Here is a 16422-nt window from a genome sequence, read left to right as displayed (position 1 = left end):
TAGTGGAATTATCAAATCTTAATATCAAAAATGGACTATGTATATCCCTCGGAGCAAATATTGATAGTAAATTCGGAAGCCCTCTTGAGTCACTATTAATTTGCAAACCAAAAATAGAGGAAATAATAAATGAGTGGGGAGATAGTTCCAACAAAGAAAAAGAAGAGAAAATCAAATTTCATGCAAACTTTTTTTGGTCTTCAATTTATGAGACATTACCCTATGGTGTTGAAAATGAGCAGCCAAATTATTTAAATACTCTATTACTTATAAAAAGTAATTCTTTCCCTAAACCATCGAGTAAACACGCGAAATTACTTTTAAGAGAGCTAAAAAAATTAGAGAGATTTTTTGGACGAGAAGAAACGCCAAAGGGTAAGAAATGGCTATCAAGATGCCTAGATTTAGATATTCTTTGGTGGGAAGATTTGCATACGTTTGACGAGGAATTAACATTACCTCACCCTAGATTCATGAATCGGAATTTCGTTATTACACCACTATCTGAAATCTTAAGTAGAAGCCAAAAAATCACAAAGTTTGATGACGCAAAATGGTCTATTAAATAATCTACAAAACCAAAAAATAATTGTTAAGCTGATTTTATTTAAAAATTATGGGCAACAAAAATTTTGTAAAAAGATCCATTTTTAAAGAAAAAATATCTGAGTTAAAGTCAAAAAAATTTAGTTTCGAAATAAATAGAATTGAGCTTCCAAATGGACATGAAGGTGAATATGGATACATTAAGCATCCTGGGGCAGCATTAGCCGTACCTATTACAAAAGACAATAAAGTTATCATTCTTCGGCAATATAGATTTGCTGTTTCAAGGTATTTATTAGAATTTCCAGCGGGTACATTAGAAATAGGTGAAACACCTATTAATTCAATTCAAAGAGAAATACAAGAAGAGACTGGATTCAGTGCAAACAAATGGGATGAACTAGGAACTCTTGTCCCTGCTCCTGGTTATGCAGATGAAGAAATCTATTTATTTTTAGCTCGTGATTTGAGCAAACCAAATTCCGAGGTTAAAGGAGATTTAGATGAAGATATAGAAGTATTAATTTTAGATCCGAACGAACTAGATAATCTTATTTCTAGTGGGGATGAGATTCTTGACGCAAAAACTGTGACAGCTTGGTTTAGAGCTAAACAATTTTTAGATAAATTATGAACAAACCTAGAATACTTTTTTGGCATAGAAGGGATTTAAGAATATTTGACAATCAAGCTTTAATCAAAGCATTTTCATTATCAAATGCTATTACTTCAACTTACATTTTTGATAAAAATTACCCACACGATTTCAATGCAAGTTCAAGAGCTTGGTTTCTAGGAAATTCGCTTCAAGAATTAGGAAATAATTGGAAAAAAATGGGTAGTAGATTAATCATGGAAGAAGGAGATCCTGTATTAATAATTCCTCAATTAGCAAAGAAAATAGATGCTAAATTTGTTTTTTGGAATAGATCAATGGAACCTTATGAGATTAATCGCGATTTAAAAATAAAAAAAAATTTAGAAGAACAAAATATTCAAGTTATTGAAACTTGGGATCACTTATTAGTAGAACCTTTAAAAATATTTTCCGGAAATAATAAACCTTATTCTGTTTATGGGCCTTTTTATAAAAACCTTAAATCAAAAATGGATTTATTAGGTCCATATGAACAAGATAAAGTTTTTTTTGAGTTTAAAGATATAGATAATAAACTCAAAGAAAATAAGACAATAAATTCATCTGATTCGGTTCTAGAGAAATTTATCAAAAATATCAAATTTCCTGGTTCGAATATTTGTCCATGTAGACCTGGAGAGAATGCTGCAGAAACATTATTAGAAAACTTCATTAACGAAAAAAAAATATATTCTTATAATTCTGCACGAGATTTTCCTTCCCATAATGGGACATCTTTTCTAAGTGCATCTCTCAGATTCGGCACCATTAGCATTAGAAAAATTTGGAACGCCACATTAAATTTAAATTCAGATTTTACAAATCAAGGAAATTACCTATCAATTGAAACTTGGCAAAAAGAAATTGTTTGGCGTGAATTTTATCAACATTGCTTATTTCATTTCCCAGAGCTAGAGAAAGGTCCATATAGAAAAAAATGGGATCACTTTCCATGGCAAAATAATAATGAATGGTTTCAGCATTGGAGCCACGGAGAGACCGGAGTACCTATAGTTGATGCTGCAATGCGTCAACTAAATAGTACTGGCTGGATGCATAACAGATGTAGGATGATAGTCGCTTCATTTCTGGTAAAAGATCTTATATGCAATTGGCAAATGGGCGAGAAAAAATTTATGGAAACTTTGGTTGATGGAGACTTAGCTGCAAATAATGGGGGATGGCAGTGGAGCGCCAGTAGCGGTATGGATCCAAAACCACTTAGAATATTTAATCCGTATACCCAAGCAAAAAAATTTGATCCTATTTGCGAATATATAAAATATTGGATTCCTGAATTATCTAAAGTGTCAAATTCAGAATTATTAAATGGGGAGATATCTAATTTAGAAAAAAATAATTATTCAAGCCCTATTGTCAATCACAACATACAACAAAGATTATTTAAATCACTTTATGCTGAAATTTGAATTTCCTCTATACAATTTTTTAAAACTTTATTTAAATTTTCTGCTACATAAACTTGCTCTTCATAAGAAATTTCAGGAAACATTGGAAGACTAAGAACTTCTGTACAAATTCTCTCTGTATTAATGAGTTTTGTTCTAGAAAAATTTTTATTTTTGTAAGCTATTTGTGCGTGTATTGGAATTGGATAATAAATAATTGAATTAATACCTTTTTCAAAAAGTTGTTGTTTTACTAAATTTCTTAAGGAATAGTATTTTTTGCAATCAGTATCAAATAAATTTGAAAAATCTTCATTTAAAAAATATTTATCGTTTCTTAATTTGATTACAAATTGATTCCAAGAATGGGAAATTGAATCAGAGTTAATTTTTGGAAAACTAATAAAGGGATTTTTTTCTAATAAATCAAGGTAATTTTTAGCAATTTTTTGGCGATTACTAATCCACTCAGAAATATATTTAATTTTAATATTTAATATGGCAGCTTGAATGGTATCAAGTCTGCTGTTGTATCCAATTTGGGTATGATGATATCTTATTGGGCTGCCATGAACAGCCAGTTCTCTAATTTTTTTTGCAATCTTCTGATCTGAAGTTGTTACTGCTCCACCATCTCCAGCAGCTCCTAAATTTTTAGTAGGGAAAAAGCTAAAACAGCCTATATCACCGATACTACCAACTTTGGAAGTTTCCCACATTGTGCATGTTGCCTGAGCACAATCTTCGATTACTTTTAAGTCATATTTCTTGGCCAAAGATTTTATTAATGTCATATTCACTGCATTACCAAATAGATGAACTGGCATAATTGCTTTGGTATTAGAATTTATTTCTTGTTCTATTAGTTCAGTATTAATAAGATAAGTTTCTGGATCTATATCTACCAAAACAGGATTAGCACCAACTGCACTAATAGCCTCTGCAGTTGCAAAAAAGCTAAAAGATGAGGTAATAACTTCATCACCAACACCAATATCTAATGCGCGCAAAGCTAAGACTAAAGCATCAGTTCCACTATTACATCCAATAGTATTTTCAACACCAATCAGATTTGAAAAACTCTCCTCAAATTTGGCAATTTCTTGTCCACCAATATACTGGCCCCCTTTTAAAACTTTAAAAACCTCACTCTCAATTTCAGAGCCAATTTCTTGGAACTGCCTTTCTAAAGTAAATGGAGGTATCTGCATAATAAGTATATTAACCCTAAACCATATTTCTATGGGTAAAAAAAATTTTTAATTCATTTAAACCAACTTGGTTCTTTACCAGGAGTCCATTTTATATTGCAACCTAAAGAAGGCATTTGATTTGAAGGATAAGAATTATCTTGATTCAAATCTTCTACGGCAGAGCCCAAATCTTTTCCAGATAGAGGGATATTATTACCTGGTCTACTATCGTCTAATTGGCCATGATAATACAAGAAAAAATCACCATCTCCTTCATTTGAAAAAAGATAAAAATCTGGGGTGCAAGCCGCTTTTAATTTCTTAGCAAAACTTTGATTTTCATCATATAGATAAGGAAAACTCCATCCCTGTGTTTGTGCTTGTAATCTCAAATTTTTAGGAGAATCTGAAGGATGAGTAACAATATCATTACTAGAAATTGCAACTGTTTGAACTGTATTTTCAATTTCTTTACTTAAGGTGAAAATTTGATTCTCAATATATTTAACAAATGGACAATGGGCACAAATAAACATTAAAAGTAAATGCCGATTATCTAGATTATGAGAATTAAAATATTCATTTTTTAAAGAATTAGCATTTAACATTTCGAAATTCGGTAATTGAAAACCTAATTCCAAAACCATAGAATTTGTTCTTACCATGTTCAATTTAAAAATTCTTTGATATTTGAAAATTATTGTATATTTTGCAGTAATCCGCAAAGATAGGTACTTTTATATAGGAGAATAATAGAAATAATAAACAAAATGCTTCTAAATCTAACTGGCAAAAAAATTCTTGTTACAGGAATTGCTAACAATCGTTCAATAGCATGGGGTATCGCTCAACAACTTTCAAAAGCTGGCGCAGAACTTGGAATCACATATTTGCCTGATGATAAGGGAAGATTCGAGTCTAAAGTTAGAGAACTAACTAAACCTTTAAACCCATCTTTATTTTTGCCTCTTGATGTTCAAAATCCAGCTCAAATTGAAGAAATCTTTAAAAATATAAAAGACAATTGGGGAAAAATTGACGGATTAGTTCACTGCCTAGCATTTGCAGGACGCGATGAATTGATTGGAGATTATAGTGCTACCACTTCAGAGGGTTTTGATAGGGCTCTTAATATAAGTGCGTATTCGTTAGCACCTTTATGTAAAGCAGCAAAACCACTTTTTAGTGATGGTGCTGGAGTTGTCTCATTAACTTATTTAGGTTCAGAAAGGGCGATTCCTAACTATAACGTGATGGGAGTTGCTAAAGCAGCTTTAGAAGCTTCAGTAAGATATCTTTCTGCAGAACTTGGTCCCGAAAAACAAGTCAGAGTTAACGCAATAAGTGCTGGGCCGATAAGAACACTTGCGAGTTCTGCTATAGGTGGCATTTTAGATATGATTCACAATGTTGAAGAAAAGGCACCTTTACGCAGAACAGTCACTCAAACAGAAGTAGGAAATACAGCTGCTTTTTTATTAAGTGATCTCTCTAGCGGCATTTCAGGCCAAACAATTTATGTTGATGCGGGTTACTGCATTAATGGAATGTAAACTAAGTTTTTTGCATAAAAATGTCAGCTCTAAGGCAATCTAAAATAAAAAGAAAAACGAATGAAACAGATATTTCTGTATTTATAAACTTAGACGGAAATGGAATTTGTGAGATTGATACCGGGATACCATTCTTAGATCATATGCTTCATCAAATATCCAGTCATGGTTTGTTCGATTTAAAAATAAAAGCAATTGGAGATACCCATATTGATGATCATCATACAAATGAAGATGTAGGAATTGCATTAGGCAAAGCATTTTCAAAAGCCTTGGGAGAAAGAAAAGGAATAAGCAGATTTGGACATTTCTTTGCCCCATTAGATGAAGCATTAGTTCAAGTCACTTTAGACTGCTCTGGTAGACCGCATCTATCTTATGATCTTCAATTAAAAGCCCCTAGAATAGGAAATTATGATACTGAACTAGTAAGAGAGTTTTTTATTGCCTTTGTAAATAACAGCGGTATTACTCTGCATATTAATCAAATACGAGGAAGTAATTCACATCACATAGTTGAGGCATGCTTTAAAGCTTTTTCAAGAGCAATGAGAATGGCTACTGAGAGAGATCCAAGAAGATCTGATTCAATTCCAAGCAGTAAAGGAATGTTAGAAAAACAATAAAATAGGAATTTTTTCTAATCATCCACAATTCAGTTGATTTTTGGCGAAAATAGATAAAGTAATTATTTTGTTGTGACTAATTTACAAGATAAAAAAATTGATAAATTTAATATTTTTAAAAAAGAAGATTGGTCAAGTGCTTATCAAAATGTAGAAAAGGAGCTAACTAAAGAGCCTCTAAAAATTAGCAAAGGTAATAATATTAAAAATTTAAATGGAACACTATTAAGAAATGGACCAGGAATATTAGAGAGAGGTGGACAATGGGTTCATCATCCATTTGATGGTGATGGGATGATAACATCCATAAAATTCGAAAATGGTCAGCCATTCTTAACAAATAGATTTGTTAAGACTAAAGGCTATTTGGAAGAAGAAAAAATAGATAAATTTATTTATAGAGGTGTTTTTGGAACACAAAAAAATGGAGGAATCTTAAACAATGTGTTAGATCTAAATTTCAAGAATATCGCTAATACACATGTCATTAAATTAGGAGATGAAATTCTCGCATTATGGGAAGCAGCGGGTCCACATGCAATGGATCCTGATAGTCTTGAAACTATTGGTTTAACAACATTAAAAGGAGTACTCAAGCCTAACGAAGCATTCAGTGCTCATCCCAAAACAGACCTAAACTCAAATGCATCTTCAGAACTTTTAGTCACTTTTGGAGTACAAACAGGGCCAAAAAGTACCATTAGATTAATGGAGTTTAATAATGCTGGTACAAATTCTGGAGAGCTCATTTTTGATAGGAAAGATACCTTTAATGGCTTTGCATTCCTTCATGACTTCGCCATTACAACTAATTGGGCAATATTTTTACAGAATGCTATTGATTTCAATCCTCTTCCATTTGTAATGGGCCAAAGAGGAGCAGCACAATGTCTAAAGTCAAACCCAAATAAAAAGTCAAAGTTTTTTATCATCCCCAGAGAAAGTGGATTATTTAGAGGACAGGCTCCTTTAACAATAGATGCTCCAGAAGGATTCGTTTTTCATCATATAAACGCATTTGAAAAAGATTCCAAAATCGTATTAGATAGTATTTTTTATGATGATTTCCCATCAGTTGGTCCAGACGAGAATTTCAGGGATATTGACTTTGATAAATATCCAGAAGGAAAACTGAAAAGATCAATTATCGATCTAAAGAAAAAAACTTGTGAACTTGAAACTTTCAGTGAACAATGTTGTGAATTTGCTGTTGTTAATCCTAAAAACTTAGGATTAAAAGCAACTTTTAGTTGGATGGCAAGCACATCTCAAAAGCTGGGGAACGCTCCACTTCAAGCAATAAAAAAAATAAATTTAACTTCTAAGGAAGAGATTTTCTGGTCAGCAGGTCCAAGTGGATTTGTTAGTGAACCAATTATGGTTCCATCAGAAAACTCTTTAAAAGAAGATGAGGGATTTTTATTTATACTTCTATGGAACGGAGAAAGAAGAGGAAGCGATTTAGTGATACTAGACGCAAAAGACTTAAAAGAATTAGCTGTTTATGAATTACCCATTTCAATTCCTCATGGCCTTCATGGATCTTGGGTTAATTGAATTTAAGAAAAAATTTCAATTAAATCTGGAATAATTTTTTTTAATGCTTTACCTCTATGACTACAAGATTCTTTAATATCATTATTCATTTCTGCGAAAGTTAATCTGGTAGAACTCTCCTCAAAAATTGGGTCATACCCAAAACCACTTTTTCCTCTGGGGTTTAAAATAATTTTGCCATGACATTTAGCCTCAGATTCAATAATCACTTCACCATTTGGGGAACAAACACAAATATTAGCAATAAAGAAAGCACTTCTATTTTGAACTCCATCAAGTTCTCTTAAAACTCGTTCAATTCTCTTCTGATCATTTTCTGCATATCTAGATGAGTAAATGCCAGGCTTACCACCTAGTGATTCAATACAAATTCCTGAATCATCTGCTATTGAAAAATTATTCGTTATTCTCGAAACTTCACTCGCTTTTTTAATTGCATTATCTCTAAATGTCAGTCCATCCTCTTCAACTTCTAATGATTCTGGCTGGAGTAACAATTTACAATTAACTCCAGCAAGCAATTTCTTATATTCTTCAATTTTACCTTTATTCTTACTCGCCAAAAATAAATTTTTCATCCTTATTTTCCTGTCAAATTTATAAATTCTTGACCCCACTCTAATACCTCAATTAGATAAGATTCTTTTGGTGCTTCACAATATAACCTTAAAAGAGGTTCCGTTCCTGAAAACCTAAACAGAAGCCAAAAATTTTTATCAATTCTCAACTTTATTCCATCGATCTTTGAGATACTTTTTAACTTGTGATTATTAATATTCTCTGGAATATTATCTATGATAAATTCTTTTACGTTATTTTTTTCTGACTGATTTGGAAATTTAATATCAATTCTTTTATAAAAACTTGGCCCAAAATCTTCTTGTATTTCATCTAAAGTTTCATATAAATATTGAGATTTTTCAGCAATTCCATTTAATAAAACCATCGCTGCATATAGAGCATCTCTTTCAGGCATAAAGTCACCAAAACCAACGCCCCCAGATTCCTCTCCTCCAATAAATATTTTTTCTTTAATCATTTTTTCAGCAATATATTTAAAGCCAACTGGAAGTTCAAAAACATCTCTATTTTGACTCTCTGATATATTTTTAATAATATCTGAACCACTAACAGTCTTTAAAACTGGATAAGAATTATTTTTAATTTCGCCCAAATAGCAAATAAAATATGGGAGTAAATCTTGAGTACTAGAGTATCTTCCTTTTTCATCAATTGCCGCAATTCTATCACCATCACCATCAAATATAATTCCTAAAGTTTTCACTTCATTTGTTGAATTTTTCATTAGTATTTGTTTTAGATCATCTGCATAATTCAAAAGAGGTTCAGGAGGTTTTCCTCCAAAAAAAGGATCAGCATCTTTCCTGATTTCTGAAATAACTTCTAAATCATTAGCAGCAAAAATCTCAGCCATACAATTTGCAGCTGAACCATGCATAGAATCTACAAAAATTCGCAATTTCATTTTTTTTAATCTCTTAGAAATAAAGTCAATATCAAAAAGGGATTTAATTCTATCTAAATGAAATTTCTTAATATCTACCAATTGATTAATACCATCTATTTTTTCAATTGAATTTCCAAGCATTAATCTTTTTTCAACTTCACTTGTAAAAGATTCGTCAACAGAACATCCATTAAAGCTCTTTATTTTCAGACCTAGCCAATTATATGGATTATGACTTGCTGTAATTACTAACGCTCCAAGACAACCGACTTCTTTGGCATAGAAACTACAAGAGGGTGTTGTAACAAAGCTATCAGATAAGATCGGTTCGAAACCGCATCCTCTTACAAAAGGCACTATTTGCTTTGCGAATTCACAAGCCATAAATCTACGATCATATCCAATAATAATTTTCTTTGAATTAACTTCTTTATAGTATTGATAATGCAACTCCTGACATGCAGCGACAACAACCCTTGAAAGATTGGAAAGGTTAAAATCAAAACCAATAATGCCTCTCCAACCATCAGTTCCAAATTTTATCTTATCTAATTTATCAGGTGTCAAATTTCAAATTTCCTTGATTTCTTCTAATTATCTATACTAATTTATATGAGTAAATTTTAAAACCGCCCTTAAAAAATAATTTGAATTCACTTCATTTAAAAAGTTTTACAAGATGCAAAAGAAAAGCATGGCTCGATTTTAAGGGTAAAAAATCTTATGAAGTTTGGTCTCCCCATAAAGCAATAGATAAAATTAATCAGTTTCAAATTTTCTCTGAATTTTGTAATGGTGAAATATATACAGGATTAAAAGCCTGTGAAAATGGTTATCAAGGGGTAATTGGATTAAAAATCAAAGGAAATCTTTTCCAAAATATAAACGTAGAGATACTTCCACAATTACTTTTAAAGACTAAAGGTAAAAGTAAATGGGGACAATATAAATATTTACCTGCTGTTTATAAGTTAGGCCACAAAACAACTAAGGAACATTTATTCGACTTAGCTTTTTGTTCTATGTTTTTGGAATCTTTTCAAGAATCTAAAATTGAGAAAGGATTAGTACTTTCAAGTTTTTATAAAAAAGTTAAAGTTGAAGAAATTTATTTAAATAAAAAATTAAGAAAAAAAGTTTTAAATGTTTTATTAAATTTGAATGAATGCTTGGAGGGATCTATACCAGAAATAACTCAAGATAGAAAAAAATGTACTATTTGTTCTTGGCAAAAATTTTGTGATAAAGAAGCAAAAGAAAAAGGATATCTAACAGATATAGATGGAATAGGTTCCAAAACGGCCTCGTTACTCAAAGCAAATGGAATAACTAATACCCAAACATTAGCTTCTTACAGCGAAAAACAACTTGGAGAGAAATTATATAAATTCAAAGATCAGAAATATGAAAAAGCATCCATATTTGTAAAGCAAGCGCAAGCATATATCTCTGGAGAACCATATTTCATTTCTAATAAAAATAATACGGAAGATCTATTAGAAAAAATATGTTCGGGATTTTATATATTTGATATTGAGTCAAATCCAGATGAAAAGCATGATTTTTTATATGGGTTTTTAAAAGTAAATAATTTGTCTATAAAAAAAGAAGATCTTATTTATGAACCAATCTTAAATCTTAAAAACAATAAAGGAGAATCTTACAGGCAAATTATTGAAGTACTTTTTTCAAACAAGGAATGGCCAGTTTTGCATTACGGAGAAACTGAAAGAATATCAATAATTAATATTGCTAAAGAACTAAATTTTAGTTTTGAAGAAATTGATTCACTTTCCTCCAGATTTATTGACTTACATACCTTAATAAGAAAGTCTTGGATATTACCACTAAAAAAATATGGCTTAAAAAATGTTTCTAATTGGCTTGGATTTGAATGGGCGCAGAAAAATGTAAGTGGCTCTAAAGCACTTTATTGGTGGATTCAATATCAAATTACAGAAAACCAAATATTTTTAAAGAAAATTATCCAATATAATAAAGATGATTGTTTTGCTACTCTACAAATTGCAGAATATTTAATCAAAGATCGATTAAAGAAAAATTGATCCTACAGATTTATTTATACTAATTTTTCCAAAAATTTCTGAAAAAAAATAACTTTCTTCCTCTAAATATTTTCTTTTTATCATAGCTAAACCTTTTATTTGACAATCTGATTTAAAAAAACTAGTGATTTTACCTACAGAAATATCCTTGGCAGAATTTGTATATAAATTTTTATCTTCTAAGTCTAAATTGAAATTAGATTCAATTGATTTCCAAATTCTTATTTCCTGTTTTAAAGAAGAAACATTTTTTATTTTTGACATTGTTTCTTGTCCTAAATAACAACCTTTATTAAAATCTATAAGATCTTGTAATCCAAGCTCAAGAGGATTATTTTTTCCGTTTATTTCCATTTCTAATGAGGGTATTGCCTGATTAATCTTCCAAAGTTTTAAATCATTGGGATTTAGTAAATTTATTTTATTTTTATATATTTCAAATTCTTTATCTTCTGTTTTGAAGAAAACAGGCTGGTGATTTCTCCATGAACTAGATTCATCAATTTCCTGAATTCTATTTATCAAGGAAGGTTCACTCAGAAGTACATCGTCCGCTGGGAATATAATTTGATTAAAGTAATCAATTATTTCATTTGTATTACCGGCCAAGATAATTACTTCTAATCTTCTTTCTAAAAAAATAATTTCAATTAATGACCTTAGAACTCCATTTGGAGTTAACCAACAAGTTTTGATAACTTTATTTTCTGAATTAAGAATATTACCAGTTGTTATTCCATTTAAAAATTTTCTGGCATCTTTTCCAGTAATTGAAAAACAATCAAATTTTTCAAGCCAAAACTTTTTTTTTATATCTTGCATTTTGAAATAATCATAAAAAGTCTTTTATTGTAAAAAGACTCTTTAATTTAACATTTTCATCTTCAAGGGCTTTTAATCCCCCTTCTTGCCTATCAACTATAGACAAAACTTCCTCAACAACATAATTATTTTCTCGTAATTTTTTTATAGCTTTTATTACTGAACCAGCAGTTGTAACCACATCCTCTAAGACAGTTACCAAAGTTCCTTCTTCTAATATAGGGCCCTCTATTCCAGCTTTGGTACCGTATTTTTTGATTTCTTTCCTAATTATTAAACCATCAAGGTCTAGTCCATTCAAAGCTGCTTTAACAATTAATCCACTTACTATAGGGTCTGCACCTAATGTCAATCCTGCTACAGCTTTTGACCTTGAGTCCTTTAAATCTAAAAATAATTCACTTATTAAGTTTAAGCCTTCGCCATTTAATGATACTGGTTTACAGTTCAAGTAATGACTGCTTTTTTTTCCTGAAGATAAAGTGAAGTTTCCTTTCTTGTAAGATTTTTCAATTAACTGTTTTAACAATTTTTCTTTATTTAAATTATATTTATCCGAAAATTTGCCCATTAGTAAAAGTTTGATTTATATTTAAAGATTAGAAGAAAAAAAAGAAATCTCACAAAAACTTCCTAATGAGGTGTTTTTTGAAATATTATTTTTATATTGTATATTGAAATTTAATGTAATTAAAATTACATTAATTCCCTTGGGGGTGTAGCAATCTGGTGAATGCACCAAACTCATAATTTGGCTAAGGCGAGTTCGATCCTCGCCACCCCCATTATTCATTTGTCATTGAATGAAAATAACTCTACTTTTATTTCTTTTATTTCTACCAGCTTTTTTCGCAGCAAGTGAACTCTCTTTTTTATTAATAAGGCCAAGTAAAGTTTTAAGGTTAATAGAAGAAAAAAAGAAAGGAGCATTTTCAATTTTAAAAATTCAAAAACGCTTTAGATCTTCACTAATTGCTTCTCAATTTGGTGTAACAATTTCATTAATTGCAATTGGATGGCTCAGCAATAACTTGGCTAATGATTATTGGAAAAGCAATATTTTATCAAATAGATTTTATGATCTTCTATTATTTTTATTTATTGTTTTAGTTGTTACTCTTGTTTCTGGACTAATTCCAAAAGCTTTAGTAATTAACAATCCAGAATCCGCTGCTTTAAGGTTGACCACAATATTCGATGCCGTTAGAAAAGCTATGAATCCTATAGTGAAAACAATAGAATTTTTTGCTAGCGCTTGTTTAGGCTTGTTCAATTTAAATAACAAATGGGATTCTTTAAACTCGGGTTTATCTGCTGGAGAATTAGAAACTCTTATAGAAACAGATAACGTAACAGGTTTAAAACCAGATGAGAAGAATATTCTTGAAGGAGTTTTTGCTTTAAAAGATACACAGGTTAAAGAAGTGATGATTCCAAGATCTGAAATGGTAACTTTGCCAAAAAATATAACCTTTTCAGAACTAATGAAACAAGTAGATAAAACTCGACATGCTCGCTTCTTTGTGATTGGTGAGTCTTTAGATGATGTATTAGGTGTATTAGATTTACGTTATCTAGCTAAGCCAATATCAAAAGGTGAAATGGAAGCCGATACATTATTAGAGCCATTCCTTTTACCAGTAACAAAAATAATAGAAACATGTTCACTAGCAGAAATATTTCCAATAGTAAGAGACTATAATCCGTTCTTACTAGTAGTTGATGAACACGGTGGAACAGAAGGACTTATAACTGCAGCTGATCTAAATGGCGAAATAGTTGGAGAGGAAATGCTCAATAATAGAATTTATTCAGATATGAGAATGTTAGATAATTTCTCTAAAAAATGGTCAATAGCTGGAAAATCAGAAATTGTTGAAATCAATAAAAAAATAGGATGTTCTATTCCAGAAGGTACTGATTATCATACTCTTGCTGGATTTATGTTAGAAAAATTTCAAATGGTTCCAAAAATTGGCGACGTTTTAGATTTTAATAATATTAAATTTGAAGTTATTTCTATGTCAGGGCCAAAAATTGATCGTGTTAAAATAATTCTTCCAAAAAGCTAAATGTGACTCCCCATAGAGGATAATGATAATTAATATATGAATTTGAAATTATGCAACCAACCTCATCACCCGTAAAGGTTGGAGTCATAGGTATAGGAAATATGGGCTGGCATCATGCTCGAGTACTAAGTTTACTCAAAGATGCAAATCTCATTGGAGTCGCAGATCCAAATGAGGAAAGAGGTAAATTAGCTATTGAGCAATTTCAATGTGAATGGTTCAAGGATTATAAAGACCTAATTCCAAAAGTTGATGCTATCTGTATTGCTGTCCCTACACTACTTCATCAAAAAGTAGGACTAGATTGTCTTAATGGAGGTGCTAACGTTCTCATTGAAAAACCAATTGCAGCTAACGAGTTGGAAGCAAAATCTCTAATCGAGGCTGCTAATGCAAGTAACTCTCTATTACAAGTAGGGCATATTGAAAGATTTAATCCTGCTTTTAGAGAATTAAATAAAATAGTAAATAATGAAGAAATTGTTGTTTTAGAAGCAAGGAGGCACAGTCCTCATGCAGACAGAGCAAATGATGTATCTGTAGTAATGGATTTAATGATTCATGACATTGATCTTATTTTGGAGCTTGTAAACTCAAAAATACAAAAATTAGCAGCAGTTGGAGGAAGAAATAGCGAAGGCTTAATAGATTATGTCAATGCTACTTTGGTTTTTAAAAATAATGTTATTGCAAGTCTAACTGCAAGCAAAATGAGTCACAAAAAAATTAGAAGTTTAAGTGCTCACTGCCAAAATGGACTAGTAGAAACTGATTTTTTAAATCACTCTTTACAAATCCATCGAAAATCTAATGAATCATACACAGCAGAGCATGGAGAATTAGTTTATAGAAATGATGGATATGTCGAAGAAGTTAGCACAACCTCCATTGAACCTCTCTATGCAGAACTGGAGCATTTTCTTAAGTGCGTTCAGGGCAAAGAAATACCCGAGGTAGATGGTGAGCAAGCCTCAAGAGCATTAAAAATTGCTGATTTTATAGAAAGTGCTGTAGAAAATTCTGGAGATGCGATTTTACTTGAAAATCCCTTCTGATAAAGACAATCTAAACTAAAAGAATTTTATTTAAATCCAACTGCAGCTTGCCAAACAAACACTAATAAAAAGAAAAATAAAGGAATCAGTGGAAGAACATCAACAGTTGGAGCAAAGGCCTTATAAGCCTCGGGCAATTCAGCGAATGTATTAAATAGAATGAGCACCTTTTTGATAATTTAATTAATTATGATAAGACGTTACCACGTATGGTGAGCAATAGAGGATGTTTTCCAAGGAGCGAAATCATTTGTAAAACAATTATCTTTAATTGCCGTAGAAATTGCATTAGTAAATCTTATTAAGTGAGCAATATTATGCAAACTTATAAGGGTTAGGCCTAATATTTCGTCATTTCTAATTAAATGATGCAAATATGCTCGAGAATAGGATTTACATGTCTCGCATTTACAAGTTTTGTCAATTGGAGAAAAGTCATTTTTAAATCGTGCATTTCGCAAATTCAATCTTTCATCATTAAAAAATGCAGTCCCATGTCTTCCTAGTCTTGTGGGTAAAACACAGTCAAATATGTCGAATCCTTTAGCTACAGCTAAAGAAATTTCTCTTAATGAGCCAATTCCCATTAAATATCTTGGTTTATTTATTGGTAAGAATTTCGGGACGTAATTAATTACACTATGTATTTCTTCAACTGCCTCGCCAACACTTACACCTCCCACTGCTATTCCAGGTAGATCAAAAGAACTTGTATATCTTGCACTATATTCTCTCAATCTAGGATACTTACCACCTTGAACTATGCCGAATAATGCTTGATTGGATTTCTGATGAGTCTCAACACATTTTTGCAACCATGAATGCGTTCTTTGTAAAGAGTCCTCAATATCATTTTCATTAGCTGTATGCGGAGGACAATGATCAAAAGCCATCGCAACATCCGATCCAAGATCCATTTGAATCTGCATTACTTTTTCAGGTGATAAAAATACATGACTACCATCTCTTGGATTTTTAAATTCCACACCTTTATCAGAAATATTATTTAATTTGGCCAAACTAAAAACTTGATATCCGCCTGAATCAGTAAGGATAGGCTTAGGCCAATTCATGAAATTATGTATTCCGCCAGATTCTTTAATTAGTTTTTCTCCGGGTTGTAAATGAAGATGAAAGGTATTTGAGAGAATCATTTCTGAACCAGTAGAGGTTAACTGCTTTGATGAAATTCCTTTAACAGTTGCCAAAGTACCCACAGGCATAAATTTTGGCGTGTTTACTTGACCATTTGGTGTATGAAATATACCAGTTCTTGCCTTTGTATTACTGCAATTCGATGTAATTTCAAATTCAAACACGATAATTTATAAAATTTTTTGATCCTTTTTTATTAATTTAGCCTATTATTTATATTTAATATTGAATCTATTTTTATCTCATCAAAAAATATTTAATAA

The 16422-nt window shown here is 31.0% G+C and carries 17 protein-coding genes and 1 tRNA gene; 10 read left to right on the top strand and 8 right to left on the bottom strand.

The window, feature by feature from the left end; all coding sequences use genetic code 11:
- The first annotated feature begins 2 nt into the window (after window positions 1-2).
- Genes folK through EW14_RS01600 form a run of 3 tightly spaced genes read left to right on the top strand, consistent with a single transcriptional unit; the run spans window position 3 to window position 2613 of the window.
- On the top strand, window positions 3-569 hold the full coding sequence (gene folK, locus EW14_RS01610; RefSeq protein ID WP_042851276.1) for a 2-amino-4-hydroxy-6-hydroxymethyldihydropteridine diphosphokinase: 567 nt from the start codon (window positions 3-5) through the stop codon (window positions 567-569).
- Window positions 570-616: 47 nt separating this feature from the next.
- On the top strand, window positions 617-1180 hold the full coding sequence (locus tag EW14_RS01605) for an NUDIX hydrolase (protein WP_042849783.1): 564 nt from the start codon (window positions 617-619) through the stop codon (window positions 1178-1180).
- Window positions 1177-2613, top strand: a complete 1437-nt coding sequence (locus tag EW14_RS01600; protein WP_042849782.1) for a deoxyribodipyrimidine photo-lyase — start codon at window positions 1177-1179, stop codon at window positions 2611-2613. The genes EW14_RS01605 and EW14_RS01600 overlap by 4 nt, the downstream gene beginning before the upstream one ends.
- Here the strand turns inward: EW14_RS01600 and EW14_RS01595 are convergent.
- Window positions 2598-3803: a DegT/DnrJ/EryC1/StrS aminotransferase family protein gene (locus EW14_RS01595; protein ID WP_042849780.1), complete on the bottom strand. Its 1206-nt coding sequence runs from the start codon at window positions 3801-3803 to the stop codon at window positions 2598-2600. The two genes, EW14_RS01600 and EW14_RS01595, sit on opposite strands and share 16 nt — an antisense overlap.
- Window positions 3804-3856: 53 nt before the next feature.
- Window positions 3857-4450, bottom strand: coding sequence for a thioredoxin family protein (locus EW14_RS01590; RefSeq protein ID WP_042849779.1), 594 nt, complete (start codon window positions 4448-4450; stop codon window positions 3857-3859).
- Between the two features lie 105 nt (window positions 4451-4555).
- Here EW14_RS01590 and fabI point away from each other — a divergent pair, with 105 nt between their 5' ends.
- The 3 genes from fabI to EW14_RS01575 all read left to right on the top strand — a co-directional run bounded on the left by fabI (window position 4556) and on the right by EW14_RS01575 (window position 7521).
- Window positions 4556-5338, top strand: coding sequence for an enoyl-ACP reductase FabI (gene fabI, locus EW14_RS01585; RefSeq protein WP_042849778.1), 783 nt, complete (start codon window positions 4556-4558; stop codon window positions 5336-5338).
- A gap of 20 nt (window positions 5339-5358) precedes the next feature.
- Window positions 5359-5964, top strand: coding sequence for an imidazoleglycerol-phosphate dehydratase HisB (hisB, locus tag EW14_RS01580; RefSeq protein ID WP_042849777.1), 606 nt, complete (start codon window positions 5359-5361; stop codon window positions 5962-5964).
- A 72-nt stretch (window positions 5965-6036) separates the two neighbouring features.
- The gene (locus EW14_RS01575) at window positions 6037-7521 is read left to right on the top strand and encodes a carotenoid oxygenase family protein (protein WP_042849776.1); all 1485 of its coding nucleotides are present in this window, start codon (window positions 6037-6039) and stop codon (window positions 7519-7521) included.
- A 2-nt stretch (window positions 7522-7523) separates the two neighbouring features.
- On the opposite strand, the gene rdgB is transcribed toward EW14_RS01575, so the two are convergent.
- Window positions 7524-8099 carry an RdgB/HAM1 family non-canonical purine NTP pyrophosphatase gene (rdgB, locus tag EW14_RS01570; RefSeq protein WP_042849775.1) on the bottom strand — a complete coding sequence of 192 codons (576 nt, stop codon included), beginning with the start codon at window positions 8097-8099 and terminating at the stop codon, window positions 7524-7526.
- Window positions 8100-8101: 2 nt separating this feature from the next.
- Window positions 8102-9556 carry a phosphoglucomutase/phosphomannomutase family protein gene (locus EW14_RS01565; protein ID WP_042849774.1) on the bottom strand — a complete coding sequence of 485 codons (1455 nt, stop codon included), beginning with the start codon at window positions 9554-9556 and terminating at the stop codon, window positions 8102-8104.
- An 80-nt stretch (window positions 9557-9636) separates the two neighbouring features.
- Here EW14_RS01565 and EW14_RS01560 point away from each other — a divergent pair, with 80 nt between their 5' ends.
- On the top strand, window positions 9637-11055 hold the full coding sequence (locus EW14_RS01560) for a TM0106 family RecB-like putative nuclease (RefSeq protein ID WP_042849773.1): 1419 nt from the start codon (window positions 9637-9639) through the stop codon (window positions 11053-11055).
- Here the strand turns inward: EW14_RS01560 and EW14_RS01555 are convergent.
- Entirely contained in the window at window positions 11041-11877 is an 837-nt protein-coding gene (locus EW14_RS01555) for a folate-binding protein YgfZ (RefSeq protein ID WP_042849772.1), read from the bottom strand. The two genes, EW14_RS01560 and EW14_RS01555, sit on opposite strands and share 15 nt — an antisense overlap.
- Window positions 11878-11887: 10 nt before the next feature.
- Entirely contained in the window at window positions 11888-12448 is a 561-nt protein-coding gene (pyrE, locus tag EW14_RS01550) for an orotate phosphoribosyltransferase (RefSeq protein ID WP_042849771.1), read from the bottom strand.
- 141 nt (window positions 12449-12589) lie between these two features.
- Here pyrE and EW14_RS01545 point away from each other — a divergent pair.
- The 3 genes from EW14_RS01545 (at window position 12590) to EW14_RS01535 (ending at window position 15004) form a co-directional block, all read left to right on the top strand.
- A tRNA-Ile gene (locus EW14_RS01545) sits at window positions 12590-12662 on the top strand.
- A gap of 18 nt (window positions 12663-12680) precedes the next feature.
- Entirely contained in the window at window positions 12681-13949 is a 1269-nt protein-coding gene (locus EW14_RS01540; protein ID WP_042849770.1) for a hemolysin family protein, read from the top strand.
- Between the two features lie 50 nt (window positions 13950-13999).
- Window positions 14000-15004: a Gfo/Idh/MocA family protein gene (locus EW14_RS01535; protein ID WP_042849769.1), complete on the top strand. Its 1005-nt coding sequence runs from the start codon at window positions 14000-14002 to the stop codon at window positions 15002-15004.
- Window positions 15005-15030: 26 nt separating this feature from the next.
- On the opposite strand, the gene EW14_RS01530 is transcribed toward EW14_RS01535, so the two are convergent.
- Window positions 15031-15171 (bottom strand): photosystem II reaction center protein K, encoded by a 141-nt coding sequence (locus EW14_RS01530; RefSeq protein ID WP_011375837.1) that lies wholly within the window; start codon window positions 15169-15171, stop codon window positions 15031-15033.
- Window positions 15172-15204: 33 nt separating this feature from the next.
- Window positions 15205-16323, bottom strand: coding sequence for a tRNA guanosine(34) transglycosylase Tgt (tgt, locus tag EW14_RS01525; RefSeq protein WP_042849768.1), 1119 nt, complete (start codon window positions 16321-16323; stop codon window positions 15205-15207).
- Window positions 16324-16422: the final 99 nt, after the last annotated feature.

This window comes from Prochlorococcus sp. MIT 0604, from assembly GCF_000757845.1.
Classification (GTDB): Bacteria; Cyanobacteriota; Cyanobacteriia; order PCC-6307; family Cyanobiaceae; genus Prochlorococcus_A.
The sequence above is the reverse complement of the archived record's forward strand: the minus strand, read 5'-3'. Positions and strand labels throughout refer to the sequence as shown.